The sequence below is a fragment of the Ktedonobacteraceae bacterium genome (genome assembly GCA_035653615.1).
In the GTDB taxonomy this organism is placed as follows: Bacteria; Chloroflexota; Ktedonobacteria; order Ktedonobacterales; family Ktedonobacteraceae; genus DASRBN01.
The window spans coordinates 35,852-60,883 of the sequence record DASRBN010000042.1 but is presented as its reverse complement, the minus strand read 5'-3'; the positions used below and the strand labels follow the sequence as shown (position 1 = coordinate 60,883).

The following is a 25,032-nucleotide window of genomic DNA, read 5'->3' as shown; positions in this document are numbered from 1 at the left end:
GGAGGCGACATGGTAGAGAAAGAGAGTAGTAAAAAGCATGTCTATTGAGAGCTACTTACGCGCTATGCCCAAAGTTGAATTGCACATCCACCTGGAGGGCGCTATTCAACCCGCTACCGTATTGGGGCTTGCCCGGCGCAATCGCATCGACTTACCTTATCAGGATGAGGCCGCGCTCCGCAAGTCATTCACCTACCGCGACTTCGATCATTTTGTTGAGATGTTCATCATAGTGACACGCTGTTTGAAGACGGTCGAGGATTACGAACTGATCGTCTACGAACTGGGCGCGGAACTGGCAAGGCAAAACGTTTGCTATGCCGAAGTCACGGTCACGCCCAGTACGCACTACCGGTTCGGCATTCCGCAGGATACCTGGTTTATAGGTATACAACGAGGGCGAAAGCGCGTCCAGGACGACTTCGGCATTACTCTCAACTGGATTTTCAATATTGTGCGCAAATGGGCCGAGCCATCGATTACCGGCTCAATGGCCGATTACGTCACACACGTGGCTATTGAGGGGAAAAATGATGGCGTCGTGGCACTTGGTCTGGCCGGTTCAGAGGCAGGTGCGCCCCCGGAACCTTTCGCCCGCTGGTTCGAGCAGGCCCGCTCTGAGGGCCTGCACAGTGTTCCCCATGCCGGTGAAATGGCGGGCGCGGAGAGCATCTGGGGAGCAATACAGGCGCTAGGAGCCGAGCGTATTGCGCATGGTGTGCGCGCCATCGAAGACCCAGGATTGGTCGAATATCTCGTCGCTCACCGCCTTCCACTCGACATCACGCCTACAAGCAATATCCAGCTTGGAATGTATCCCGACTATGCATCTCATCCATTACCACGGCTCCATGGTGCAGGCGCTATCGTCACCATCAGCAGCGATGATCCTCCTCTCTTCAACACAACCCTCAACGATGAGTATGTTTTGCTTTCAACCGAATTCGGACTGGAAACCGGTGCAATTGATCAGATCGCGCTCAATGGAGTTCGTGCCAGTTTCCTGCCTGAGACACAAAAACGAGCAATGGAAAAGACATTTCGTGAGGAATATAGCCGGTTGAAGGCAATGCACTAACAAGTCTCCTGTGAAATATGAACTATACAATTGCATCGATATAGATTAATATTGAGGAGAAGAGACAGAACTACCTGATACAAGGGCAGGGTATGAAATGAGGAATGAAAACGATCTCGTAGGTAAAATACTGGGAACATGTACGCTAATAAAACTCCTTGGGCATGGAGGAATGGGGGTTGTTTACCTCGCGGAGCAGGCTCGCCCCGCTCGCATGGTAGCCGTTAAGGTCTTGCAGCCGAATGTTCCCCCTTCGAGCAGCGCATATAGCGACTTCCTGGCACGCTTCCGGCGCGAAGCCGATGTGATCGCTAAACTCGAACATGTCAACATTATGCCAATTTATGAATACGGCGAGCAAGATGGTCTTGCCTACCTGGTTATGCCCTATCTCAGCGGTGGCACCTTGCGCGATCTGCTGGCCAGGCGCGGCGCGCTTTCTATGCAGGAAACGGCCACTTATCTCGACCAGGCCGCCTACGCACTCAGTTATGCCCATGCCCAGGGCGTGATTCACCGCGATATCAAACCCAGCAACTTCCTGATTCATAGTGATGGGCGATTGGTTCTGGCCGATTTCGGCATCGCTCGCATCATGCAGGAGCATAGCATTTCGAAAGCATCCACCTTGACCGGTACCGGGATGATGGTAGGCACACCAGATTACATGGCCCCAGAAATGGCACATGGCGAGCAAATCGACCAGCGGGCCGATATTTACGAACTCGGTATCCTGGTATTTCAAATGCTGACCGGGCGCGTTCCATTTATCGGTAGCACTCCTCTGATGGTGGCAGTAAAACACCTTCAGGAGCCATTGCCTTCGTTATCTCAAATTAATCCCGCCATTCCACCTGCCGTGGATGCTGTATTGATGACGGCCACCGCCAAAAGACGCGAAGACCGCTACATGTCGGCCCTGGACCTGGCGCAGGCGTTTCGGGTTGCCATTAACACACCTCATTCCGTCAATTACGTGCCGGACAACGATACGCTCCCGGTTCCTGGTTCATCGCCCTCTCACCCCGGAATTGTGCAGGAGATCAGCGCATCTTCCGCTACCCAGCGCCAGAATACTCCTCTACCGGCTATTCGCCAGGCCTTGCCTGTCACTCCTGTTTCTCAGTCACCAGAGGTCCTAAGAGCTGGTGCTTCGGGTATCGAAAGGCCAATCTCTGGTGTCAATGCTCCTGTAGCCCCATATGTACAGGCACCAGCCGGGCAGAAAAGCAAATCTAATACACCGTTACTGGTTATTGGCGCCCTGGTAGTCTTTGTTTTAGTTGCGGGCGGAACATTTTTCGGCCTGAAGATCGTTACAGGGCAGTCCTCGCCCAATAATTCACCGACTCCAACGCCCGTCGTGCAAACCACTCCCACAACGAATCCAACCGCGACGACGCAACCCTCGCCAACCGCGACAACTCCGCCGACGCCCACTCCCATGCAACAGGCCCAGGCAACGGTTCAGAGTTATTTCGACTATATCAATGTTCGAGATTATGCTGATGCCTACAACCTGTTCGGAAGCTATCTCCAAAGCAAACAATCGTATAATAGCTTCGCAAGCGGTTACTCTCATACCGAACACGATGACGTTCAATTTGGCGCCATAACATCCAACTCGGACGGCACCTTTAAAGTTGCGGTCACCATCACTGCTACTGAGGATAACAGTTCTGGCGGTGGTACGCATATCAGTACGTACCAGGGATATTACGTGGTCGGAACCGAGAATGGACAATGGAAATTGCTCAACGCTTCGTTAAGCAAGGGAAGCTAACTATTGAGATGAGAAATAGCATGCAGCCACCGGTGATAACCAAACAGCTCGCGCGTCGCATCCAGGCAGTTATCGATGCATCGCACCTGGATGGTACCATCCAGGTGCGACAACAGCCCGGCAACCCTTATGATTTCGTCGTTCAACGCTTTGGCAATGCTACTGCCTATATGGCGTGTGGCATACCCTTCTCCGGCTGGTGGAACAGGGTTGTCGGCCTCACATTGGAAGAGAGCGACAAATTAGATGATATCCTGGGCTTTTTTCGTGGGCAGCACCTGCAATGTAATATCGACCTGGCCCCCACAGAATTTACATCAGAATTCGCCCAGCTACTCATTCAGCATGGACTCTATCCAACCCCCAACGGTACGGTCCTTTATGGCTGGCCACAGGTGAGCAACCAGGCGCTTTCACAGGGAGTATCGATAAAAGAGATTTCGTTGGACGACATTGATCTTTTCCTTGAACTCTGGGCGGATGGTTTTGAATTTCCTGCCGGGCCACAGAGGAAAGTAATAATGGACATACGCAAGGGCGCGTTTTCTGCTCCCGGCTCTCGCCTCTACATCGCCTCTGTTAACGAAACTCCGGCGGCTATGGCCGGTCTATATATCCATGACGGCATTGCCTATCTTAGCGGTGGCGCAACATTGCCCGCGTTCCGCAAACATGGGTGCCACACGGCATTAACCCAACGCCGCATGCGTGATGCGGCAGAGGCAGGTTGCGAGCTGGCGATCGGGTTCGCCGGAACATTCGGCTCAATCAGCCAGAACAATATGGAACGAGCAGGGTTACGGATTGCGTATTTGATGACGGTATGGGTCGATGAGTCCGTCTAGATAGGCCGGTAGAGGCGAAGAGAGATTATATTTTCTTCAGGCTTACTTCCATAAGCAGTGCGTTCGCCTCGCCGGATAAAACCGCGTGCCTCATAAAACGGCAGACCCTTATCGTTTTTTGCTTCAACAGAGACCCATTGTTCTTTGGCTCCCGACTTACGCTGTTGATTTGTAATGGCCTCAAGCAAAGCCGTTCCAATACCGCTTCCTCGTCGTTGGGGATCTACATACAGGACAAAGACCTCTCCTACGCCAGGACTTATCATTCCGCCTCCACCTGCGCCAACAACCACTCCATCCTGTTCCGCAACAAGCCAACCATCCCAGCCTTCTGGATGAAGAACCTCTCCTTCTACCCGTTGAGGATTATAGAATTCGTTAATAGTACGTTCGATGTATTCTCGCGAGTAGATGTCCTGATAAGTATTACGCCAGCCATCAGCGCAGATACGACAAATCGCATCAACATCCTTAAGAATTGCTTTGCGTACCTGTATCAATTTCTTCCTCCAGTTCGTTTGCAACACCTTGACCTCGCTGTAGGATGCGAGAGCACGGTCAATAAATGTATCAGTGCTGCCCAGGTATTTGCTGGGATCAAGGGCATGGTCGATCTCTTTAGAGGAAAGAATAGCACACACCTGCTCATCTGCCTGGGCGACCTGCTGAAGGCTTGTGCCTGACTTTACCGCACGCTCGCAGAGCGCCTTGACAAGCTGCTGCGCCTCGGGTCTTCCCATGTGTGAAGCAAGCGCCATTGTTAAAGACTCGGCCATAATTAACCCACCGGTCAGATCAAGGTTGGCTTTCATGCGCGCAGTATCAACCTGCAAATTGGCAAGCGCACTGCGAACGCGTTCGATGGCCTCTGCTGTGTAGCGAAACAGGTTCGGGATAGCTTCCCATTCCGCCTGCCAACCACCGGCTGCCCGCTCATGCTCCTGCGCCATCGCCGACAAGATGACTGGCACTACTCCAATGGCTAATCGTGCTGAGGCAATCGCAGCGACCGCATCAACGGGATTGCGCTTCTGGGGCATTGCCGATGACCCTCCTTTTCCCGGCGCGGCACCCTCGGAGACCTCACCGACTTCAGTTTGCGCCAGGAGAATCACATCGCAGGCAATCTTCTCCATCGCCCCCGCGACTATGCCCAGAGTCGTGGCGATTGTGGCAACGCGGTCGCGTTCAGTATGCCACGGCAGATCGGGCGCCGGTAATTTTAGCTCCTCAGCAAGGAAGTGAAGCACCTGAATTCCCTGATCTCCCAGTGAGGCCAGTGTACCGGCAGCTCCACCAAGTTGCACAGCTAACGTCCTCGCCCGATGCTCATACAGTGCCTTCACCTGGCGTACTGCAAGAGCCAACCAGCGCGCTGCCTTGAGGCCAAAGGTAATTGGCACCGCTTGCTGGAGCAGTGTCCGCCCTGCCATAAGCGTCTGGCGATGATTTTCAGCAAGGGCAGCGCATGCCACGCACACCTTGAGCAGTTCGGCTATCAGCAAGTCAAGCCCGTCGCGCATTTGAAGCATCAAGGCGGTATCGATTGCATCCTGGCTCGTGGCTCCCCAATGCACGTACTGCTGCGCCTCTCCCCCTACACGGGCCGTGAGCATGCGTACCAGGGGAATCGCGGGAGTTCCGGCCAGCGCAGCTTCATGGTAGAGCGCTGCGACATCGAACAACTCCACCTTGCAAGCGGCAGCAATAGCGGTTGCCGCTTCGTGTGGGATGATTCCGGCACGGGCCTCCGCGGAAGCGAGCGCCGCTTCAAATGTGAGCATGGCCTGTACATGTCTCTGAGGCGAGAAGATAGTCGCCATACCCGGCATGCTGAAGAAGGATATATCACCCGGTTCTGTCATACAGCATTCCTTGCTCAGACGTTGAAAAACACGGTCTCGCCCTCACCTTGCAGAATGATATCAAAGCGGTAGACTACGTCCGCTCCTTCCTGGTAACGGGGCGCGAGCAAGGTCGCGCGTCGATTCTCAGGCACGCGCAGTAAGATGGGATCGCTGGCATTGGTCGGTTCATCGGCGAAGTACAGGCGCGTCACCAGGTGGTTGAGCAGGCCACGCGAGAATATAGTGATACAGATATGGGGCGCCTGCCAGCGCTCCGCATCAAAAGGAACGGGTCCCGGCTTGATGGTCTCAAACCAGTAGAACCCCTCGTTCTCAGTGCCAGAGCGACCAAAGCCCACAAATGAGGGATCCAACGATGCTGGCCCCTGATCGCCGGGATGATTATAGCGACCATATGCATTGGCCTGCCAGATTTCCACCAGGGCATCAGGAACAGGCAACCTGTCGCCATCCAGGACATGTCCTTCAATGCGAATACGCTCACCGACAGTCTGCGGTTCAACCAGAATGTGACGTTCCGCATCCGCGCGCAGCAACGCGGGCGCAAAAAACGGCCCGACCGTTTGCGAGCTGGTCAGTATGAGCTTGCTCATATCTATCCCTCCTTTACTGGCTCAAATGGCGTGGCAGAGGCCCCGGCGAGTACAATGTCCCAGTGATAGCCCAGCGCCCATTCTGGCTCGGTCACGTTATGGTCATAAGAGGCGATCAGGCGCTGGCGGGCTTGTTCGGTCGGCACAGCATTGAGGATGGGATCGAGCGCGTGCAGTGGGTCATCGGGAAAGTACATCTGCGTGACCAGGCGCGAGCGCATCGATAGGCCAAACAGCGAGAAATGGATATGGGCCGGTCGCCAGGCGTTGGGGTGATTGAGCCAGGGATAGGCTCCCGGGCGAATGGTCAGGAAGCGATACACACCCTCAGAATTGGTCAAACAACGCCCCATACCCAGAAAATTGGGATCAAGTGGCCCTGGCCACTGATCGCGTTTATGCAGGTAGCGTCCTGCTGCATTGGCCTGCCAGATCTCCAGCAGTGTATGGGGTACTGGATTCCCAAGTTCATCCAGGACGCGCCCGGTCACAATGATGCGCTGGCCGATAGCCTCACCACCGGTTCCGGCATTGCGCGTGAGATCAGCATCCTCCGGGGTGATGGCACTGATGGCCGGTCCAGGGCCGGTCAGTTCCGAGAGGGTCAGCGGCACCTCGATGAGTGGGAGTAGCGGCGCGCGACGCCGTGTCGATTGATAGGCTTCATACAGGTAGGGCGGAAAAATTTCTCGATCTCCCCGCACGATGTCGCCAATAGTGGTGTAGTTCATATATCCTCCTGAGGTTGTGCTGGTTATACTACTACATGCCAGAGCTAAATTGTGATTCCTGCATCTTCATCCCTGCAGGCTCAATATCCATAAAGAAAGGATATGCCAATGTGCTTTCTATCATCAACTGCTTCTATTTAACAATATCAGTGCCCGTTTGTCGAGGCGGGACCTACGAAGTACTCACATTGGTAAAAGCCTGCGACAAATCCTGCGCGGATGGGATGATCTTCTCAGCGACCAGGAACTGCTGCATCGACTGCCATGTCGCGCTATCGTTATAGCCAGGAGGATGTGCCCCGTCGCCTTTCCAGATTGGAATGGTTGCCCGCAGTACCGACATCGCCGTCGTGGTATTCATACCGGGCACATACGACTGGCTGATCTGAACCGCCTCGGTCGGGTTCGCAATGACCTCTTGCAGCCCCTGGATTGTTGCCTGCACGAAGCTGCGTACCAGCTGAGGCTGGGTTTGCCATGTATTCTCAGTCGTGATGATGCCGTTGGAAACGAGCGGCTGGTAATCGGAGACATTGAATGTGCGCACCGGGAAGCCGCGTTCAGGTAGTTGCAGCGCTTCGTTGTTCGAATAGCCCATCACCGCATCGACCTTGTGCCCCACCAGCGCTGCTACCTGCGTAAAACCAATCGACTCGGCATGCACATCGGATAGCGAGAGATGCGCGTGATACAGGAGCGCTAACAATCCTATGTAGGTTGCGCCAAATGGTCCAGGCTCGCCAATTGTATGACCCTTCAGATCGGCAAGCGTACAGATCGGAGAATTGGCGGGTACAATCAGGCTCACCGGATATTTCTGGAAGATCGTAGAAACATCGATCAGCGGCAAATGCTGGCTGCGTGCGACCAGCAATTCATCGCCGCTGGCAAAGGCAAAGGTATTATGGCCCAATGCCAGCTCCGCAAGCAGGTTGTTGACAATACCATGATTCAGCGTCACATTCAGGCCGGCAGCAGCATAATACCCCTTACTTTTCGCGACGTAAAAAGGCGCAAACTGGATATCTGGAATGTAGCCTAGACCGATAGAAACATTTTGCAATGCCTTCGCCGCACCGCCTGTCTTATGACCCTGCACATCTAACGAGACGGACGAATTGACAGGCGAATTGCTCGTAGTACTAGAAATATCCGCAGGCGATTTACACCCGCCAGTGCCAGTATTACCGCTGCTTGAACCACCACAGGCAGCTAACAGCACCCCTAGCATACTGAACACCAGCAAAAAAGACAGCACAAAGCTGGGACGACGATAATTCTGCATCTGAATACTCTCCATTCACATACATTCTGCATGATGTAGTGGAACACGGCTTAATAGATCATTGCTGCCAATTTCATGAGGAGCCATGAGCTGCTGTAATAGAGGGCAGCCAGCACTGCTAAGATGATCAGCGTCGCGAACAGCAATGCCGTATTGATCTGGTTCTGCGCCTGCAACAGCAAACCGCCAAGTCCAGTACCGCCGGCGCTGACAAATTCTCCTACCAGCGCGCCGGTAATTGAAAGCGTCAATCCAGTACGCACTGCTGCGAGAATAGCCGGTAGCGCCAGCGGGAACTCGATGCGAGCAAGCATTGCCCAGCCGGACGCTCCTTCGACCCGCGCCGCATCAACAAGCGCAGGATCGATTGACCGTACTCCCAGTTCGGTAGTAATCACCATGGGGAACAGCACAACCAGCATACAGAGGATGACGATAGGCACCAGGCCATAGCCAACCCATATAATCAGGATGGGAGCAATCACGATGGCTGGAATAGCCTGCCCCGCCGCCAGATAGGGTTGGACGGTCGCCGCTATGAGGCGCGATTTCGCCAATCCATACCCCAGCGGCAGTGCGACAACGACAGCGAGCAGGAAACCAAGCAGGCTCTCCTGAATGGTTATCCATGCATTGCTCAGCAACCAACCGGCAGTGAGGCCATCAGACAGCGCGGCGAAAACATCCGCGGGCGCCGGCAGTATCAAATTGGAAACATGCCCATACGTCGTACTCACGTACCAGCCCAGCAATAAAAGTAGAGCCAGCACAACAGGGGGCACTACCAGCAACAGGCGCTGGGTAGCATTCAGAGTGGCACGCGCTTTCGTATATGACGACGACAATGGCTTTTTTTTGCCGCCGCGCGCACTTGTGCGTATCTCCAGAGATACGTCTTGTGAAGTAGAGGTTGTCACGCTCATCAACTTCCCTCGGTCAAAGCTATATCGACAGCCAATCCTGAGAGAAAACTCCATGAAAAGCCGCCAATTCAACTCACCTGGAGAGGCATGTGAGGGAGACGCAAGGAGAGCATAGCGGATAACAACAAGTCAGGCGATTACACGATTACCCTCACATAGGATATGGGCAATCTTCGCAATCACCTGCTTCCTTATTCTTCGTTGCTATAGAGCAAGCAACAAAGTCAAACAGTCCGCAGATTTGCCAAACCTTCTCCCATCCGGACTTTAACCGTCGGCTCCGGCCTCTCACCGGATCAGTCGCATGACCGATATAGAACCGATCATGAACTCGCGGGCTTGGTAATCGTCATCGGGCGCTCACCATACCGCCGGTCGGGAATTACACCCTGCCCCGAAGGTCTCTATATAAAAGTATGGCACAAAGTATCGCACAATGCAAGGGGACGATCTAACAAAAACTTGAGAAACTTACTTATTCTCAGTAAAGTGAAAATCCTCGGCGTATTCTACCCCGTATTTTTCGCCCAGATCGTGGCTCCGCTTGCGAATCATCTTGACGATCTCATCGGCCCCGCCAGGAAACTGGCTTTGATGCGCAAGCAGCGCTTCGATCTTTTGATCAATTACACTGGAGATATCGACGAAGTGATTGACCACAGGCGCGCCCATAATATAAATTTCCGTCACCTTATGCGGCATCAATCCCTCTTCCAGCAGTTCTGGAAAATCCCATGGGTTTTGTGACGCGGGATAAATTGCCGCCATCGCAGCTCGACCCGCCGCCAGGTGATCTGGATGGAAGCGGCGAATCATCAATACAGGCGTCCAGATTCTATCCGGCGATTGGAAAATCACGCGCGATGGCCGGTACTTGCGCAGCACACGCACAAGGTCGCGCCGCAGTCCAATCGTTGGCTCCAATAGACCATCGGGATAATCGAGGAAGACAACATCTTTTAGTCCAAGTATCTTACCAGCCGCTCGCTGCTCGTTCTTGCGTATTTCAGAATCCCTGCGCCTCGCGGCAGGCCCGACATCGGTCGCATCATCAGGGCCGCCTGCTGCACCATCCGTACAAATAACATAATAGACATCCCAGCCTTCCCTTGCCCAGATAGCAACCGTTCCCGCGGCCCCAAATTCTGCATCATCGGGATGCGCTACAATTACCAGCGCGACTTTATTTTGCTCCTGCTCGCTCATATTGGTCCCTTTCTCATGATTGAATAAAATAGTAGAAAGGACGCATAAAATGCGCCCTTGCAGTTAGTATAAGCCTATTATAGCCTGAAAACGCCCAACCTGCACTATTCGGTAATCACAAGCAGTAAACCACCTAGCAAGCCAAGATTCTTGTAGAACTGAGTCGCCTGGCCCTTTCTTGCCGCTTCGCTTTCCTCTTTCCAGAACGCGTGCCCGACAAATGTGGTCGGCAAGAGGGTGCCAAGGAGAATAAGAGCTCCCAATTTGGGTGCCAACCCCAGCCCCATCATCGTTCCACCAACGACCATCGCCAGTCCATTCAACTCTACAGATTGCTTCGGTTGGGGAATACCGGCATCAGAAACCTTATTGACTCGCCCACCGGGGTGCAAAAATGCTTCGGCCCCTCCCGTGATGAAGATACCCGAAAGTAATAAACGTGCCAGTGATTGTAGCATAGATATGCATACTCCTTTCATGTAGTGATAGCTCAAAAGCAATGGTAACAGTCATACCATTCTCTAGATATAAAGCGTTTTCCATGAAAGGCAAGTTTCACTGAGCGCTGGCCTATGCTCTCCTGGCTATCTAGCCAATAGGAACCACCCATTCTGCCAGCCAGTTTCTCCCTCGATGATCGCGCAAGCGAATGAGCGCTTTATCGCGATACACCTGGACGGAGAACGAAACCAGAACATCAGGCGCATCAGGTGTATAATCGCAATGGGTATGATCACTGCTCAGGCGCGGCCCCTTATGAAATCCCGTGTACCATGGTGACATCACATTAATAAATGTGACATCATGGTCGCCCAATTGCTCCGTATAGACAAGATTTGGCGCCTGCCAGCCAGAATGTGTGTGCCCGCTGAGGTAGAGTCCCGCATTCCTGTGCCGCGCAAGAATAGCTCGCACCTCGTCAGAATTTTGAATGGCAAAAAACGGGTCCAACGTGTGATAATCGAGCTGGCTTTCGCTCCCACTTCCACGATCCAGAACGGTATTGTAGAGCGGGCAGTGAGAAAAGATGACCGCGGGATGCTTCGGGTGCTTGGCCAGCGCTGTTTCCAGGAAGGCCAGCGTTTCCTGCGTATAGAACGGCTCTGGATATCCTATGGCATCAAGCATGATGCACAGGACGCTGTTTTCCACCCAGAAGTAACGCACAGGCTTGCCCCAGAAAACGGTATAGTCTTGAATCAGATTCTCGACGCTCTCATCGCCGTCAGCATATAACTCGTGATTACCGAGTCCGGGGTAAAATGGAACCTTTCCAAGCTGGTTTTCAAGTTCCTTTTTCGCCAGTTCGAAGTTCTCCGGCGCACTCCTCTCAATAATATCGCCGGGAGAGACACAAAATGCAGGATAGCCTTCGCGGGACCAGAGCGAACGCAGGTCTCGAAACATGGGTGCTAATCGCTGGGTATGGACTGCATGCCATGAATCAATAGCGCAATAATGCAAATCGCCCAATGCCCAGAAGTAGAGAAGTTCCTGGTCAGGAGTGTTACCTGCTGTGGATGATTGCAATTCGTTCAAATGAACTTTTCCCCCCTTTCGAAAGCTTTTGCCCCTATTATAAAACATTAACGCTGGCCAGATATTCGATACTTCACTGTTTGCAGTACCAGGAGGGCAGAACGTATAATAGCATTGTTTATTAGTCTACCAGGAGGCATACGATCACGGAATTGCACATCTTACCCATTACCGGCATAGGCGAGATTCCCCCAGGCGCTGACCTGGGACTTCTCATCTATGAAGCCATGCAAACGCAGCAACTAACACTCCAGCAAGGTGATATACTCGTTGTAACGCAAAAAATCGTCTCTAAAGCCGAGGGCAGAGTCGTCAATCTTGATGAGATAGAACCATCAGAATTCGCTCGCATTGCTGCTCTTGAGAGCAGAAAGGATGCACCCTACATTGAGGTCGTATTGCGTGAAAGCCGTCGTGTCGTGCGCATGGATCATGGAGTATTGTTGACCGAGACCAGGCATGGCTTCGTTTGCGCCAATGCGGGCGTCGACGAATCGAATGTGGATGGGAATCGCGCCATCACGCTGCTGCCGGTTGATCCCGATCGCTCAGCGCAAGAATTACGTTCGCGTTTGCAGCAGCTTTCAGGCGAAGGATCAGATTTTGATATTGCCATTATTATTTCAGACACCTGGGGGCGTCCCTGGCGCAATGGGCAGGTCAACATGGCCATCGGGATAGCGGGAATTGAACCCCTGGCGGATTATCGAGGACAATATGACCCCTATGGCTATGAATTACATGCCAGCGTGATTGCGGTAGTCGATGAACTGGCATCGGCGGCGGAGCTGGTAATGGGGAAGGTCGATGGTGTGCCTGTCGCCCTCATTCGTGGCTATCCGTATCACCGAGGAGAGGCCAGCATGAAAATGCTTTTGCGCGACCCCTCGATGGATATGTTCCGCTAGTTTCAATCCCTGCCGGGAAGTCGTGAAAAGATCCAGGTCCCGCCGCTTCTCTGCAAGGGAGAGTATAGCGGGCAAACCCGATCATGTGAAGGGCAAATGCATCAGGCAACTTCCTGTAAGCAGCAGTAAAAAAGGTGAATGGCAAACGTGACAATACAATCTGAGCAGCGAGCGGTAACATTACCTCGCCGGACGGATAATCTGGCATCCCTGTTGCGTGGCAGGCGCAGTGTACGTAAATACTTAGCGCGCCCGGTAGCGCGCGACCTGATCGAACAGATCTTAGAGGCGGCTCGCTGGGCGCCATCGCCGCATGGAAGGCAACCCTGGCGCTTTGTGGTCTTGACAAAACAGGCCGTCAAAGCCCAGCTTGCCGCGGCTATGGGCGAGACCTGGCAGCAAAACCTGCGCATGGATGGTCAGGACGAGGAGATTGTCAACATCCGGCTTGAGAAATCACGGCAGCGCATCCTGAATGCACCCGTCATCATTATTCCATGCCTGTATCTTGAAGACCTCGACCATTACCTGGATGAAAAAAGGCAGGCCGACGAAACGATCATGGCGATACAAAGCCTGGGAGCGGCCATTCAAAACATGCTCTTGATGGCCTACGACCTAGGACTTGATAGCGGCTGGATGTGTGCCCCACTGTTCTGCCCGGAAGTGGTGTGTAATTCGCTCGACCTGGACAAACGACTCATCCCACACGCATTGATTACCGTTGGATACGCAGCCGCTGACCCACAACGACGTGAGCGTCTGCCATTGAATAGCTTAATAGTTCGCTTTGATTAGAGGATCTTATGATTGTAGTTCTTGCCGGCGGCGTAGGTGCGGCCCGCTTCTTACAAGGCCTGGTACAGGTTGTGCCTCAGAACAGGCTCACCGTCATCGTCAATACCGGCGATGATCGCGATTTCTACGGACTGCATGTCTCGCCCGACATCGATATCGTGACCTATACCCTCGCCGGACTGGTTGATGAAACGCGTGGCTGGGGCATTCGCAACGATACCTACAATACGATGCAGCAATTGACGGCCTATGGCAATGAAGACTGGTTCCTGCTCGGCGACCGCGATCTTGCCACGCATATACATCGCACGAACCTGCTCAGGCAGGGAAAGACGCTGAGCGAAGTCACCGAGAACCTGCGTCAGCATTTTGGCCTGAATATCCGTATCATACCTATGAGCGATCAACCCATAGCGACACATATTCAGACGCCAGCAGGCCTGCTTCATTTCCAGGAATACATGGTCAAACGGCACTGCACAGATGAAGTACAGGATGTCGTCTTTATTGGCACCAGCGAAGCGAAACCGGCTCCAGGAGTTCTGGATGCCATCAAGGAGGCCGAGGCCATCCTGATTGCGCCCAGCAATCCTATCGTGAGTATCGGTAGCATTCTGGCCGTTCCCGGTATCCATGATGCGCTTCACGAAGCTAGCGGCATGGTGGTCGCCGTCAGCCCGATTGTCGGTGGAACGCCGATCAAAGGACCTGCCGACAAGTTGATGCGCGGTCTGGGAATGGAAGTATCACCTGTTGGTGTTGCCCGCTGTTACCGGGATTTCCTGGATGTAATGGTCATCGACGAACAGGATGCTCACCTGATCGAACGAATCGAAGACCTGGGCATACCGGCGATGGCAACCAATACTATTATGCGCGATAGCCAGGCAAAAGCTGCCCTGGCGCGGTACGTCCTGGAGGCAGCGGGCCTGGCATTTTAAATTCCCTTTTTGAAGGAGTTTAGTCGAATAGTTTATGGCTATAGGAAATATCTTCACCTGAAAATTATGAAGTATACAGCTCTTATTCCGGTAAAATCGCTCGCCCTGGCTAAAAGTCGCCTGGTCCCCTCTTTAACACAGCACGAACGCGAAACATTAGTTCTGGATATGCTGCATCATGTGCTGCGGATTCTGCGCCAGAGCGAATGCTTCGAACATATATCAGTAGTAAGCGCCGATGCTCGGGTGCTATCCCAGGCCGAGCAATGGGGGGCACACGCGCTGCCTGAAGAGAGAGATGGACATAACCCCGCGTTGGAAGCTGCCGCCCGGCGAGAACTCGCAGCAGGCTCAGCTGCCCTTTTGACGATCTCCGCAGACCTTCCCTTGCTGACGGTTTGCGATATTCGCGCTCTCGCCAGGCAATCTGCACAGTATGAAGTCGTACTTGCGGCATCAAGGGAGGGAACTGGAACCAACGCTGTCCTTGTACGCCCGCCGCTGGCGTTGCCATATCTCTTTGGCCCCAACAGCCTGCACCTCCATAAACAAGCAGCAATACAGAGAAACTTACATTACTTGATCTACAACAGCCGTGGCCTCGCTATGGATGTTGACACGATTGATGATCTCCACGAGATACAAGACGCTGGTTGTATTTGCCAACAAGCGAATTATGCTAAGCTTGCAACCCCGAACTTGTGAATTATCAATAAAAAAGGGAGGAATATTTATGGCTACTCAACTATCTGAAAAAGCGCGTGCGTTCTTGCAAGAGCGCCGGTTTGCCGTACTGGGAACGATCAACGTCGATGGTTCTGTCCAGTTGACCACCATGTGGTACCTGCTTGAGGGTGATACCATCGTCATGAATACGAAAATCGGTCGCCTCAAAGATCGTAACCTGCGCCGCGATCCACGCATTTCGGTATGCGTACCAGATGGATACAATTACGTCACCGTCAGCGGCACTGCCGAACTGATTGATGACTCGGAAATCGCCCAGCGGGATATCTACCGGCTGGCCGTCCGTTACGATGGCGAAGAATCGGCGAAGCAGCAAATGGAGGCCCACTTCTCGAGCGAACCCCGGGAAACCATCCATTTGAAAATACAACACGTTATCGAACACTTTTGAAACTTGTTGAGGGCAGGGAAACAGAGAGATACAGCTTAGCGGGAAAGGTCCCGCTAAAAGCATAGGAGGTAAATCGTCGAAAACCCGGCCGCATGGCGTTTAAAAGTCGGCCACCATCCGCAGCAACCTCTAATCCTAGCACAAACGATGCATCATCAGAAGTCAGAAACAGCGCAGTTTTGGTCACTTTTCTGGGACGGTCAAGATGCTTAACCGTTCCAGAAAAGTTTTTTTTGTTATGGCTTCCCAGAGTGCTGTGCCATCCTTGATGGCCAGGAACAGACGCATCAGGTCTGGAAACTGCATCTCGATCAGTACCCAGGCCATTGCCCATAACGATGCTCATAATGTTTTCATGATACTTCCTCCTCATACTAGCATTAGAGGGGACGAGATACATCGGAGTGAGAAAATACCCCCCTCGAAAAGGAGCATATCCATGAGTAATCTCTTTGTACTCAAATGCGCGGATGAGACTACTGCGGACAACATTCTCGATACGCTGAAGCGCCTGAACCAGCAGCACCTGATCACAGTGGAAGATGCCGCTCTTGTGACATTGAAACCGAATGGCAGGCCAAAAATCCGTCAGGAAAATGACCTGGTGGGAAAAGGCGCACTGGGAGGAGCCTTCTGGGGCATGCTGATAGGGTTGTTGTTCCTATCCCCTTTGCTGGGCGCTGCGATTGGCGCGGGAGCGGGCGCGCTTGCAGGCAGACTCAGCGACGTTGGAATCAACGATGATTTTATCAAACAGGTGGGCAGCGCGATCCATCCCGGCGAAGCCGCGCTGTTTTTGCTCACCAGTAACGAGGTTGCCGATAGGGTGTTGCCGGCACTGAAACAGTACCGGTTTGAAGTGATCCGAACTTCACTCTCACAGGAAGATGAGGCTCGCTTACACGAAATGCTCGGACCAGCGATCCCCGCGCGGGCATAACGGCAACATGCAGACCATAGGGTTGGCAAGGAGAAAGCAATAATGTCTCAGCAAGTCCAGGAATTCTTCACAGCACTGGCAACGCGTCGTTACGAACCCCTGCTTCACAGTGTTTCAGGTACTGTCCGGTGGAACATTGAGGGAGAAGGATATTGGAATGTGGTGATCAACAAAGGTGCCATCACCGTCAATCGTGATGCCATGCTCCCCGATAGTGTCATGTCCTGTAGTGAAGACACCTTCCTTGCTCTTGCTAGAGGCGTGCAAAATCCGCTCACCGCCTTCCTTCAGGGCAAGCTGGCTATTCAGGGAAATATTGGACTGGCCCACGTTTTCCAGCGGGTCTTTGAAAACCAGCCAGGCAAGAGCACGCACATGGCAAGCAGCAGGAGAGAGTCATGAGCGAAAATACGATCAGCATCCTTGAAGGCAATACGTTTGTTGTGAGTGATCGGCGCGGAAACATTGATGCCTCTACAAGTGAACCGACAGGTCTGTTCTCGTGGGATACGCGCTTCCTTTCGCGCTGGGTGTTGGCGCTTGATGGGAAACAGCTGGCTATTTTGTCAACGGACGAGCTTGACAGCTACTTTAGCGCACAGTTCTTTCTTGCACCGGGAACAGGGACCACCTATGTCGATGCGGATCTTTCCGTAATACGCAAACGCTCCGTTGGCAACGGTTTTCACGAAGACCTGACGATTGCTAATCATAAAGAGCAGCCGGTTGATTTTCAGGTTCGTCTCGATGTCGCAGCCGATTTTGCTGATCTTTTTGAAGTCAAAGACGCGCTTCCGAAAAAAGGAACTTACTTCCACCACATTGAGGATCGCCTCTTAATCCTGGGCTATCGTCGCGAGGGCTATGTCCGTGAGACATGGATTTCTACCACGGCACAGGCCGCTATTGATGAGCATGGTTTCACCTTCTCTGTACATATTGAGCCTCACAAGGAATGGCATGCCTGCCTGGAAGTTGATGTAGAGATATCCAATATGCATATTCTCCACAATGCGGTGCGGTATCAACACAGCGCGTTACGCGTCAGACCAGATATGCAACTGGGACTGGCAAAGTGGCACCAGGATGCACCCGAGATCACCTCCGGCTGGCCCTGGCTGGGTCGCATCTATCAGCGCAGCCTGGTCGATCTCGCTGCGCTGCGCTTTCACTCCTACCTGGTGCCTGGTGGCGCATTACCGGCTGCCGGATTACCCTGGTTCATGACCATCTTTGGGCGCGATAGCCTGCTCACCGGTCTCCAGGCCCTACCGTTCTATCCGGAGATACTCGAAACCACCCTGCGGCAGCTTGCCTTACAACAGGGCACACGCTACGATGATTTCCGAGACGAGGAACCGGGGAAAATCCTCCACGAGGTCCGTTTTGGCGAGATGACAGCCTTTGAGGAGCGCCCGCACTCCCCTTACTATGGAGCCGCCGACTCCACACCGCTGTTCCTCGTCTGCCTGGATGAATATGAACGCTGGACGGGTAATGAGAACCTGGTGCGTGAGTTAGAAATGGAAGCGCGGACCGCTCTGACCTGGATCGATACCTCTGGTGATCTCAATGGGGATGGCTACGTGGAGTATGACCGCCGAAACAAGGAAACCGGGTTAGAAAATCAATGCTGGAAAGACTCCTGGAACTCGATCCTCTTTGCCGATGGGAGTCTTGCCCGTCGCCCTCTTGCGGTCTGTGAGATCCAGGGATATGTCTACGATGCGAAGGTGCGCTGCGCTCGCCTCGCGCGAACATTCTGGGGCGACCCGGAACTGGCCAGGCGGTTGGAGAAAGAAGCAGCAGAACTCAAGCGCCACTTTAACCAGGATTTCTGGGTCGAGCAGCGGGAGTTTTTTGCGCTGGCTCTCGATGGCGATGGTCGTCAGGTGGATTCACTCACCTCCAATATCGGACATCTGCTCTGGAGCGGCATTGTCGAAAAGGAGAAGGCAGAAGCATGTAAGCGCCATTTGATGAGTGACCAACTCTTTTCCGGTTGGGGCATACGGACTATGGCCGAGGGAGAGGGCGGGTACAATCCTCTTGGCTATCACATTGGCACCGTCTGGCCCCATGACAACTCGATTATTGCGCTGGGACTCAGACGCTATGGATATGATGAGGAAGCGGCGCGCATTGCGCTTGCCATGCTAGAAGCGGCGCGATTCTTTGAGGGCCGTTTACCGGAGGCATTTGCGGGCTATGCAAGAAACCTGACGGGCTTTCCAGTCGAATACCCAACGGCGTGCAGTCCTCAAGCCTGGGCGACAGGAACGCCCCTGCTCTTGATTCGCACAATGCTCGGACTGGAACCGGTAGGTGACCGTCTCACAGCTCACCCGGTTGTCCCAAAAACATTGGGCTACCTGCAGATGTCAGGCATCCCCGGTCGTTGGGGCCATACCGATATTTTCGGAAAAGGAAGGGTTGTGGTTCCTGAATCCGTTGATCACCTGGAACGTCTCATGATTTAATCAAAGGTGCCCCACATCTCTTTTGGAGTCTCTAACCACGCTGTCCCAAGTTTATACGCGGGTTGTTGCTGGATACCTTTTTAAGGAGGAACGGATGAAAGCGATTGCCGTGTTTCCCGCGAGCCGGGAAGTGAAGCTCATTGAACAGGATGAGCCGGTCATCACCCAACCGGATCAGGTCAAGCTCCGCATGCTGGATATTGGGATCTGTGGCACGGATAAAGAGATCTGCACCTTTGCCTATGGTACACCTCCAGCGGGCGCCAATTACCTGGTCATCGGTCACGAAGCGTTAGGTGAAGTAGTCGAGGCTGGGGCAGCCGTCACTTCTCTTGCGCCGGGTGACCTGGTCGTGCCAACGGTGCGCCGTCCCTGTCCTCACGCCAGGTGCCGCTCCTGCCGTGCCGGTCATCAGGATTTCTGCGAAACGGGGGATTTTACCGAGCGCGGCATCAAAGGGGTGCATGGCTATTTGACTGAGTTGGTTGTGGATGAGGCATGCTACATGCATCTCGTGCCACATCACCTCCGTGAGAGCGCTGTGCTGGTTGAGCCGCTGACCATCATCGAAAAAGCAGAATATCAGTTGTATGGACTCACGCAACGTCGTCCTCCCTGGATTGACCCGTCAGTCTCTGCGCGCACGCAGGGTCGTGGGCACACAGCACTGGTTCTGGGAGCAGGCCCGGTGGGTTTGTTAGGCGCGATGGCCCTGCGAACAGCCGAATTCGAGACGTTCATCTATTCGCGGGAGCAAGAACCAGATCCCCGTATCGCAGTTGCGAAAGCCATTGGCGCGACCTACCTTTCGAGCCGGACGCTCTTGCCATCTCAGCTTGAAGCAGAGATTGGTGCGATCGATCTAGTCTATGAGGCGGTCGGTCACTCCGCGCTCGCGTTGGACGTGCTACGGGCACTGGGTCCGAATGGAATCTATATCCTGACGGGCGTCCCTGGCCGACAAACCCTGATTGAAGCCGATCCAGCCTCCCTTTTTCGCGAGATGGTCTTGAAGAATCAGGTGGTGTTGGGAACGGTCAACGCGGGACCACAAGCTTTCAACGCTGCAATCGCAGATCTGGAGACCTTCCACCGGCGCTGGCCCGATGCTGTACGTGCTCTGATGGCGGAGCGCACTCCGATTGAACAGGCCGCCGAGCGCATTCTTGAACGACCTGCGGGCATTAAGAGCGTCATTTCCTGTAATTAATAGGTCTGGATTTCCTGGATGATCAAACTTTGACAAAAGTCTTGAATCTGGCCCTTATGAGATATCGTTGATCGCGTTGGAGCCGGGGATTCCTTTGCAGCCGGATTGATCTATGGTCTGACGACAGGTATGGATGAGCAAGAGGCGCTGAACTTCGCAGTCGCGGCTTCTGCGCTCAAACACACGATTCCAGGGGACTTGAATCTGGTGACCCTCGCTGAGGTGCAACACCTGATGAGTGGCGATGTGACCGGGCGCGTGCAACGATAAGGATAAAGGCTAAACCGGGGTTGCCGCGTAACTTATAAACAACCCTCCGGTTTCTGTACGCACCCCCACGGTGCAGTAGGTAAAACCGGAGGGAAGCCCGGTCGGTTTCATCTGCAATTGTGAATTGATATTCTCCTCAAAAGCGGATACAAAGCCCGTGACCGGTATACTATTCAAATCAACATGTACAACATGTACCTGGAGTACGCATGAAGTCACATATGGCTGCACTACAACCGTAAAATTGCGCGTCATGCCAAAGCCTAAAAAACTAAATTCATCATCACCGGTAATGGTCATTTGATCGCCATTGACCAGCGTGACTCGCACATTCTTGACCGTGCCGGGTAATCCGGCGCTTTGCAGGTCCTGCATAATCAGATCAGTAAGATACGTCTTATCGGCTTCTACAATAATATCTCCCGATACCGGCAATTTAGGAGTCGCGTGCAGTTGTCCATCCCCCCCAAGCGCGATGGATAGCACGATCATAATCCCAATCAGCAAACCAATGAACCATGTAATCAGGGGAAAGACGATGCGCCCGGTTCGGGTACGCAGCCAGGCGCGAATTCTATAAACAAAACGAGGCCTGGGAGGTGGCAATAGCGGGGTCGATAGTGGTAGGTCCGGCTTCTTCATAATATTCTCCTCTTACCAATCTATAGCTTATATTATACACTCCCTTTCACGTATGCAAGCCATATCCGTTTTTCTCCCCCGACTTGTGCAAATTGCATAAATCAAGGGAGAGTGCTTTAGGTAATCTAGCCATAGAATTTACCGATTAAACCGCGTAATATTACAGAAGAGTTGAACAGGACGGTATCATGCAGTGCGCATGTTTATCTCCTGTACAAATTAACCAATTTAAATCTCTATGATATCGCAGGCCTTTTCTTCCAGCAATCAGGCAGTTACAGATGTAAGTAAAAGGAGAGCAGAAAACATGACCCCTGAAGAGGTATTAGAATTCGCTAAAGATCACGGTGCTAGAATGGTGGACTTCAAGTTTGTCGATTTACCGGGAACCTGGCAGCATTTCAGTGTTCCTTTGCGTGAACTTGGAGAAGAGACGTTCGTGGAAGGGAAAGCGTTTGACGGTTCCAGTATCCGTGGTTTTCAGACCATCAACGAAAGTGATATGCTGGTTATCCCCGATGCGGATAGCGCCATTATGGACCCTTTCACCGCAGTACCAACATTGAGCCTGGTTTGTAATATCGCCCATCCCGGACCCGCCGGTCGTAAAAAACCCTATTCTCGCGACCCGCGTTATATTGCCAGCAAAGCCGAGGCATATCTTCGTTCTACCGGCATAGCCGATACCAGCTACTTCGGCCCTGAAGCCGAATTTTTCATTTTTGACAATGTGCGATACAACTCTACCTCAAATATCCAGTATGCGGAAATTGACTCCGACGAGGCACACTGGAATAGCTCTCGCAATGGTAGCGCCAACCTTGGTCACCGTATGCGTGTGAAAGAGGGATACTTCCCGGTCGCCCCCAACGATACCTTGCAGGATGTTCGTAGCGAGATGGCGCTACTGCTCGAAGACTTAGGCGTGCCAGTCGAGGCCCAGCATCACGAGGTCGGTGGTCCTGGACAGGCCGAGATCGATATCCGCTTCAATACCCTGCTCAAGACCGCGGATAATGTCATGCTTTATAAATATGTCGTCAAGAATACCGCGCGCAAGTATGGCAAGACCGTTACCTTCATGCCCAAGCCGGTCTTTGGCGACAACGGCTCCGGCATGCACGTCCACCAGAGCCTGTGGAAAGGCGAGAAACCCCTGTTTTTCGATATGGAAGGCTACGCCGGCATCTCACAGATCGCCCGCTACTACATTGGTGGCCTGCTGACACACGCACCCGCGCTGCTGGCAATCGTGGCATCGACCACGAACAGCTACAAGCGCCTGGTGCCCGGCTTCGAAGCTCCTGTCAACCTGGTCTTCTCCAAGGGCAATCGCAGCGCGGCAGTACGCATCCCATTGACGGAGTGCCCATCCGCCAAGCGTATCGAATTCCGCCCGCCTGATCCGACTGCGAACCCCTATCTGGCCTTCTCCGCTCTACTGATGGCCGGTCTCGACGGCATCAAGCGCGGCATCGATCCCAGCGATTATGGCTACGGGCCGGTTGATCGCGACCTGTATCATATGTCGAAAGAGGAGTTGCGCGAGATTCGCTCCGTTCCCGGTTCTCTCGACGAAGCCTTGAACGCGCTTGAGGATGACCATTCCTTCCTGCTCGAAGGCGGCGTTTTCACAACCGATGTCCTCGAACATTATGTAGAAATGAAACGCGCGCAGGCCGACGAGGTGCGCCTGCGACCGGCGCCGATTGAGTTCGCGCTCTACTACGACGTATAGGCTCACAAAACATCCAGACTAACGGATAAAGGCACGCTAGCTTATCTCCCGGCTAGCGTGCCTTTTGTTCAGTAGCAATCAAAAGTGGTAACCAATTACCAACCGCTTCAATATGATATACTTTCTCTAAACCTTTTCAGCTTCTAATATTTTACATGTCCCAAATTAGAAGGAGATGTAGGATGCAAACAGTCGTCAGAACCCGCCAGGGAAGCGTACAGGGAAGTGTATCTGATGGAGTAGCAGCATTCAAGGGTGTTCCTTACGCAGCGCCACCTTTTGGCCCCAACCGCTTCTCGCCGCCACGGCCCGCAGAACCATGGAATGGAGTGCGCGAGGCGCTCAACTTTGGCCCGACAGCACCCAAGGCCCCATATTTTCCCCCTTTCGATGTTCTCCTGCCAGAAGTAGATATCCCCGGCGAGGACTGCCTGAACCTCAATATCTGGACACCGGAATTAGGAAGCGCGCGATTGCCGGTGATGGTCTGGATTCATGGCGGCGCCTTCCTTAACGGGTCAGGGGCATGGCCAACATATGATGGCACGCGCTTCGCCCAGCACGGGGTCGTCTGCGTCACCATCAACTATCGCCTGGGAGCCGATGGCTTCCTCTATCTTGGGGATGGCATTGCCAACCTCGGTATGCTCGATCAGATCGCAGCCCTCACCTGGGTGCAGGAAAACATTGCCAACTTCGGCGGTGATCCCAACAACGTCACCATCTTTGGCGAATCGGCTGGCGGGATGAGCGTCGGCACATTGATGGCGATGCCTGCCGCTTCTGGCCTCTTTCGCCGCGGCATCGCTCAGAGCGGAGCAGCTCACCATGCCTTTTCACCTGCCACAGCAAAAAAGATCGGCCACGCGCTGGCTGAGAAGCTGGGCGTTGAACCAACACTCCAGGCTATCGCAACCGTCCCCATCAGCCGCCTTGTTCAAGCCCAGCAGCAAATGAGAGTCGAAATCTCCGCGAATCCCAACCCGGAGCGCTGGGGAGAGGCCGCGATCAACGGCGTACCTTTCCTGCCGGTGATCGATGGAGAGTCGCTGCCAACACTTCCCATCGACGCTATTGCCGCCGGAGCGGGTGCGAACATCGATGTGCTGGTTGGAACCAACGCCGACGAGTTCCGGCTCTATGTGGTTCCTCAAGGAACGATCAAGCTTGTCAATGAGCAGATGCTCCGTGCTGCTATCGCAGGGTATGGAATGCCGGTTGAAGAAACCCTTGCCACCTACCGCGCAAATCGTAAGGACGCCACACCCGGTGAATTGCTTGCCACCATCATCACCGACTGGTTTTTCCGCATCCCGGCCATCCGCATGGCCGAGGTCCACTCTCAACAGGGTACCGGGGGCACCTATATGTACGAGTTCGCCTGGCAATCTCCCTCATTCGATGGGCGCCTGGGTGCATGCCATGCGCTGGATGTTCCTTTCATCTTCGACAATCTGGACAAGGAAGGCTACGAAGGACTGGCAGGACCCAACCCTCCACAGCAGCTCGCCGATGCCATGCATACCGCCTGGATCGCCTTTGCTAGCAGTGGCACTCCCGGCTGGCCGCAATATAACCTGGAGCAACGAGCAACGATGCGCTTCGATACCACTTCACAAGTGGTGGATGATCCACGGTCGGAAGAACGTGTACTTTGGGAGGGCCGGCGCTAATCGTTTCTAGCAGGCATATTGTCACACACAAGGTTGTTTAGGAAGGAATTTGTCCTGTATTGAGCATAGAATAGAAGAAAAATGTCATATGCTCAGAAAGGCGAGATCCATGCCGAAACAACCTTTAACCTATTTCGTTGTCACGCTAGAGCGAGGTGATAACTGGGACAACAAACGTTCGATGCGCGAGCAAAAGTATTGGGATGAGCATGCAAAGCTCATGGATGCCTTTGTCGATGATGGCTTCATTGTCCTGGGTGGCCCGCTTGACAGTGAAGAAAAAGTTCTCCTGATCATCAACGCTGAAAGCAGGCAAGCCATCGAGACCCGCTTCGCCAGCGATCCCTGGATTTCAGAAGGAGTGCGGCGCATCGCAAAAGTCGAGCGATGGCAAATTCTCCTGGATGGTAGACAGTAGGAATCTGCCGGCTCAAGATATGATT

General features: G+C 53.4%; 26 protein-coding genes and 1 riboswitch. Of the genes, 16 read left to right on the top strand and 10 right to left on the bottom strand.

What is annotated here, in order from left to right; all coding sequences use genetic code 11:
* Positions 1-37 precede the first annotated feature (37 nt).
* The 3 genes from add (at position 38) to VFA09_25770 (ending at position 3,706) form a co-directional block, all read left to right on the top strand.
* On the top strand, positions 38-1,078 hold the full coding sequence (gene add / locus VFA09_25780) for an adenosine deaminase (GenBank protein ID HZU70710.1): 1,041 nt from the start codon (positions 38-40) through the stop codon (positions 1,076-1,078).
* A gap of 97 nt (positions 1,079-1,175) precedes the next feature.
* On the top strand, positions 1,176-2,861 hold the full coding sequence (locus VFA09_25775) for a serine/threonine-protein kinase (GenBank protein ID HZU70709.1): 1,686 nt from the start codon (positions 1,176-1,178) through the stop codon (positions 2,859-2,861).
* A gap of 8 nt (positions 2,862-2,869) precedes the next feature.
* Complete coding sequence (locus tag VFA09_25770; protein HZU70708.1) at positions 2,870-3,706, top strand: GNAT family N-acetyltransferase; 837 nt, start codon at positions 2,870-2,872, stop codon at positions 3,704-3,706.
* Here the strand turns inward: VFA09_25770 and pcaB are convergent.
* The 8 genes from pcaB to VFA09_25730 form a co-directional block, all read right to left on the bottom strand.
* Positions 3,703-5,571: a 3-carboxy-cis,cis-muconate cycloisomerase gene (gene pcaB / locus VFA09_25765; GenBank protein HZU70707.1), complete on the bottom strand. Its 1,869-nt coding sequence runs from the start codon at positions 5,569-5,571 to the stop codon at positions 3,703-3,705. The two genes, VFA09_25770 and pcaB, sit on opposite strands and share 4 nt — an antisense overlap.
* Positions 5,572-5,585: 14 nt before the next feature.
* On the bottom strand, positions 5,586-6,167 hold the full coding sequence (pcaG, locus tag VFA09_25760; protein HZU70706.1) for a protocatechuate 3,4-dioxygenase subunit alpha: 582 nt from the start codon (positions 6,165-6,167) through the stop codon (positions 5,586-5,588).
* A 2-nt stretch (positions 6,168-6,169) separates the two neighbouring features.
* Complete coding sequence (gene pcaH / locus VFA09_25755) at positions 6,170-6,898, bottom strand: protocatechuate 3,4-dioxygenase subunit beta (protein HZU70705.1); 729 nt, start codon at positions 6,896-6,898, stop codon at positions 6,170-6,172.
* A 172-nt stretch (positions 6,899-7,070) separates the two neighbouring features.
* Entirely contained in the window at positions 7,071-8,183 is a 1,113-nt protein-coding gene (locus tag VFA09_25750; GenBank protein HZU70704.1) for an ABC transporter substrate-binding protein, read from the bottom strand.
* Positions 8,184-8,233: 50 nt separating this feature from the next.
* On the bottom strand, positions 8,234-9,100 hold the full coding sequence (locus VFA09_25745; protein ID HZU70703.1) for an ABC transporter permease: 867 nt from the start codon (positions 9,098-9,100) through the stop codon (positions 8,234-8,236).
* Positions 9,101-9,350: 250 nt separating this feature from the next.
* Positions 9,351-9,512: riboswitch (FMN riboswitch) on the bottom strand.
* 65 nt (positions 9,513-9,577) lie between these two features.
* The gene (locus tag VFA09_25740; GenBank protein HZU70702.1) at positions 9,578-10,312 is read right to left on the bottom strand and encodes a PIG-L deacetylase family protein; all 735 of its coding nucleotides are present in this window, start codon (positions 10,310-10,312) and stop codon (positions 9,578-9,580) included.
* A gap of 104 nt (positions 10,313-10,416) precedes the next feature.
* The gene (locus tag VFA09_25735) at positions 10,417-10,770 is read right to left on the bottom strand and encodes a DoxX family protein (GenBank protein ID HZU70701.1); all 354 of its coding nucleotides are present in this window, start codon (positions 10,768-10,770) and stop codon (positions 10,417-10,419) included.
* Positions 10,771-10,900: 130 nt separating this feature from the next.
* The gene (locus VFA09_25730; GenBank protein ID HZU70700.1) at positions 10,901-11,851 is read right to left on the bottom strand and encodes a metallophosphoesterase; all 951 of its coding nucleotides are present in this window, start codon (positions 11,849-11,851) and stop codon (positions 10,901-10,903) included.
* Positions 11,852-12,003: 152 nt separating this feature from the next.
* On the opposite strand from VFA09_25730, the gene cofE reads away from it, so the two are divergent.
* The 5 genes from cofE (at position 12,004) to VFA09_25705 (ending at position 15,636) form a co-directional block, all read left to right on the top strand.
* The gene (gene cofE, locus VFA09_25725; GenBank protein HZU70699.1) at positions 12,004-12,759 is read left to right on the top strand and encodes a coenzyme F420-0:L-glutamate ligase; all 756 of its coding nucleotides are present in this window, start codon (positions 12,004-12,006) and stop codon (positions 12,757-12,759) included.
* 147 nt (positions 12,760-12,906) lie between these two features.
* Positions 12,907-13,557: a nitroreductase family protein gene (locus VFA09_25720; protein HZU70698.1), complete on the top strand. Its 651-nt coding sequence runs from the start codon at positions 12,907-12,909 to the stop codon at positions 13,555-13,557.
* 8 nt (positions 13,558-13,565) lie between these two features.
* A complete protein-coding gene (gene cofD / locus VFA09_25715) occupies positions 13,566-14,498 on the top strand; it encodes a 2-phospho-L-lactate transferase (protein ID HZU70697.1) in 933 nt (310 codons plus the stop codon).
* Positions 14,499-14,564: 66 nt separating this feature from the next.
* Positions 14,565-15,203 (top strand): 2-phospho-L-lactate guanylyltransferase, encoded by a 639-nt coding sequence (cofC, locus tag VFA09_25710; GenBank protein ID HZU70696.1) that lies wholly within the window; start codon positions 14,565-14,567, stop codon positions 15,201-15,203.
* A 28-nt stretch (positions 15,204-15,231) separates the two neighbouring features.
* Positions 15,232-15,636 (top strand): PPOX class F420-dependent oxidoreductase, encoded by a 405-nt coding sequence (locus VFA09_25705; GenBank protein ID HZU70695.1) that lies wholly within the window; start codon positions 15,232-15,234, stop codon positions 15,634-15,636.
* Here the strand turns inward: VFA09_25705 and VFA09_25700 are convergent.
* The gene (locus VFA09_25700) at positions 15,620-15,982 is read right to left on the bottom strand and encodes a hypothetical protein (protein ID HZU70694.1); all 363 of its coding nucleotides are present in this window, start codon (positions 15,980-15,982) and stop codon (positions 15,620-15,622) included. The genes VFA09_25705 and VFA09_25700 overlap by 17 nt on opposite strands.
* Before the next feature lie 93 nt (positions 15,983-16,075).
* Here VFA09_25700 and VFA09_25695 point away from each other — a divergent pair, with 93 nt between their 5' ends.
* From VFA09_25695 to VFA09_25675, 5 genes are all read left to right on the top strand, one after another.
* On the top strand, positions 16,076-16,576 hold the full coding sequence (locus VFA09_25695) for a DUF1269 domain-containing protein (GenBank protein HZU70693.1): 501 nt from the start codon (positions 16,076-16,078) through the stop codon (positions 16,574-16,576).
* 42 nt (positions 16,577-16,618) lie between these two features.
* Positions 16,619-16,978: an SCP2 sterol-binding domain-containing protein gene (locus VFA09_25690; protein HZU70692.1), complete on the top strand. Its 360-nt coding sequence runs from the start codon at positions 16,619-16,621 to the stop codon at positions 16,976-16,978.
* Positions 16,975-19,056, top strand: a complete 2,082-nt coding sequence (locus VFA09_25685) for a glycogen debranching N-terminal domain-containing protein (GenBank protein HZU70691.1) — start codon at positions 16,975-16,977, stop codon at positions 19,054-19,056. The genes VFA09_25690 and VFA09_25685 overlap by 4 nt, the downstream gene beginning before the upstream one ends.
* Positions 19,057-19,150: 94 nt before the next feature.
* Positions 19,151-20,266 (top strand): glucose 1-dehydrogenase, encoded by a 1,116-nt coding sequence (locus VFA09_25680; GenBank protein HZU70690.1) that lies wholly within the window; start codon positions 19,151-19,153, stop codon positions 20,264-20,266.
* Between the two features lie 63 nt (positions 20,267-20,329).
* A complete protein-coding gene (locus tag VFA09_25675; GenBank protein ID HZU70689.1) occupies positions 20,330-20,536 on the top strand; it encodes a PfkB family carbohydrate kinase in 207 nt (68 codons plus the stop codon).
* A gap of 9 nt (positions 20,537-20,545) precedes the next feature.
* Here the strand turns inward: VFA09_25675 and VFA09_25670 are convergent, their stop codons facing one another.
* Positions 20,546-21,178 (bottom strand): hypothetical protein, encoded by a 633-nt coding sequence (locus VFA09_25670; protein HZU70688.1) that lies wholly within the window; start codon positions 21,176-21,178, stop codon positions 20,546-20,548.
* Between the two features lie 307 nt (positions 21,179-21,485).
* On the opposite strand from VFA09_25670, the gene glnA reads away from it, so the two are divergent.
* From glnA to VFA09_25655, 3 genes are all read left to right on the top strand, one after another.
* Positions 21,486-22,916 carry a type I glutamate--ammonia ligase gene (gene glnA / locus VFA09_25665; GenBank protein ID HZU70687.1) on the top strand — a complete coding sequence of 477 codons (1,431 nt, stop codon included), beginning with the start codon at positions 21,486-21,488 and terminating at the stop codon, positions 22,914-22,916.
* A 182-nt stretch (positions 22,917-23,098) separates the two neighbouring features.
* A complete protein-coding gene (locus tag VFA09_25660) occupies positions 23,099-24,589 on the top strand; it encodes a carboxylesterase/lipase family protein (protein HZU70686.1) in 1,491 nt (496 codons plus the stop codon).
* Between the two features lie 109 nt (positions 24,590-24,698).
* Positions 24,699-25,007: a hypothetical protein gene (locus tag VFA09_25655; GenBank protein ID HZU70685.1), complete on the top strand. Its 309-nt coding sequence runs from the start codon at positions 24,699-24,701 to the stop codon at positions 25,005-25,007.
* The last annotated feature ends 25 nt before the right edge of the window (positions 25,008-25,032 follow it).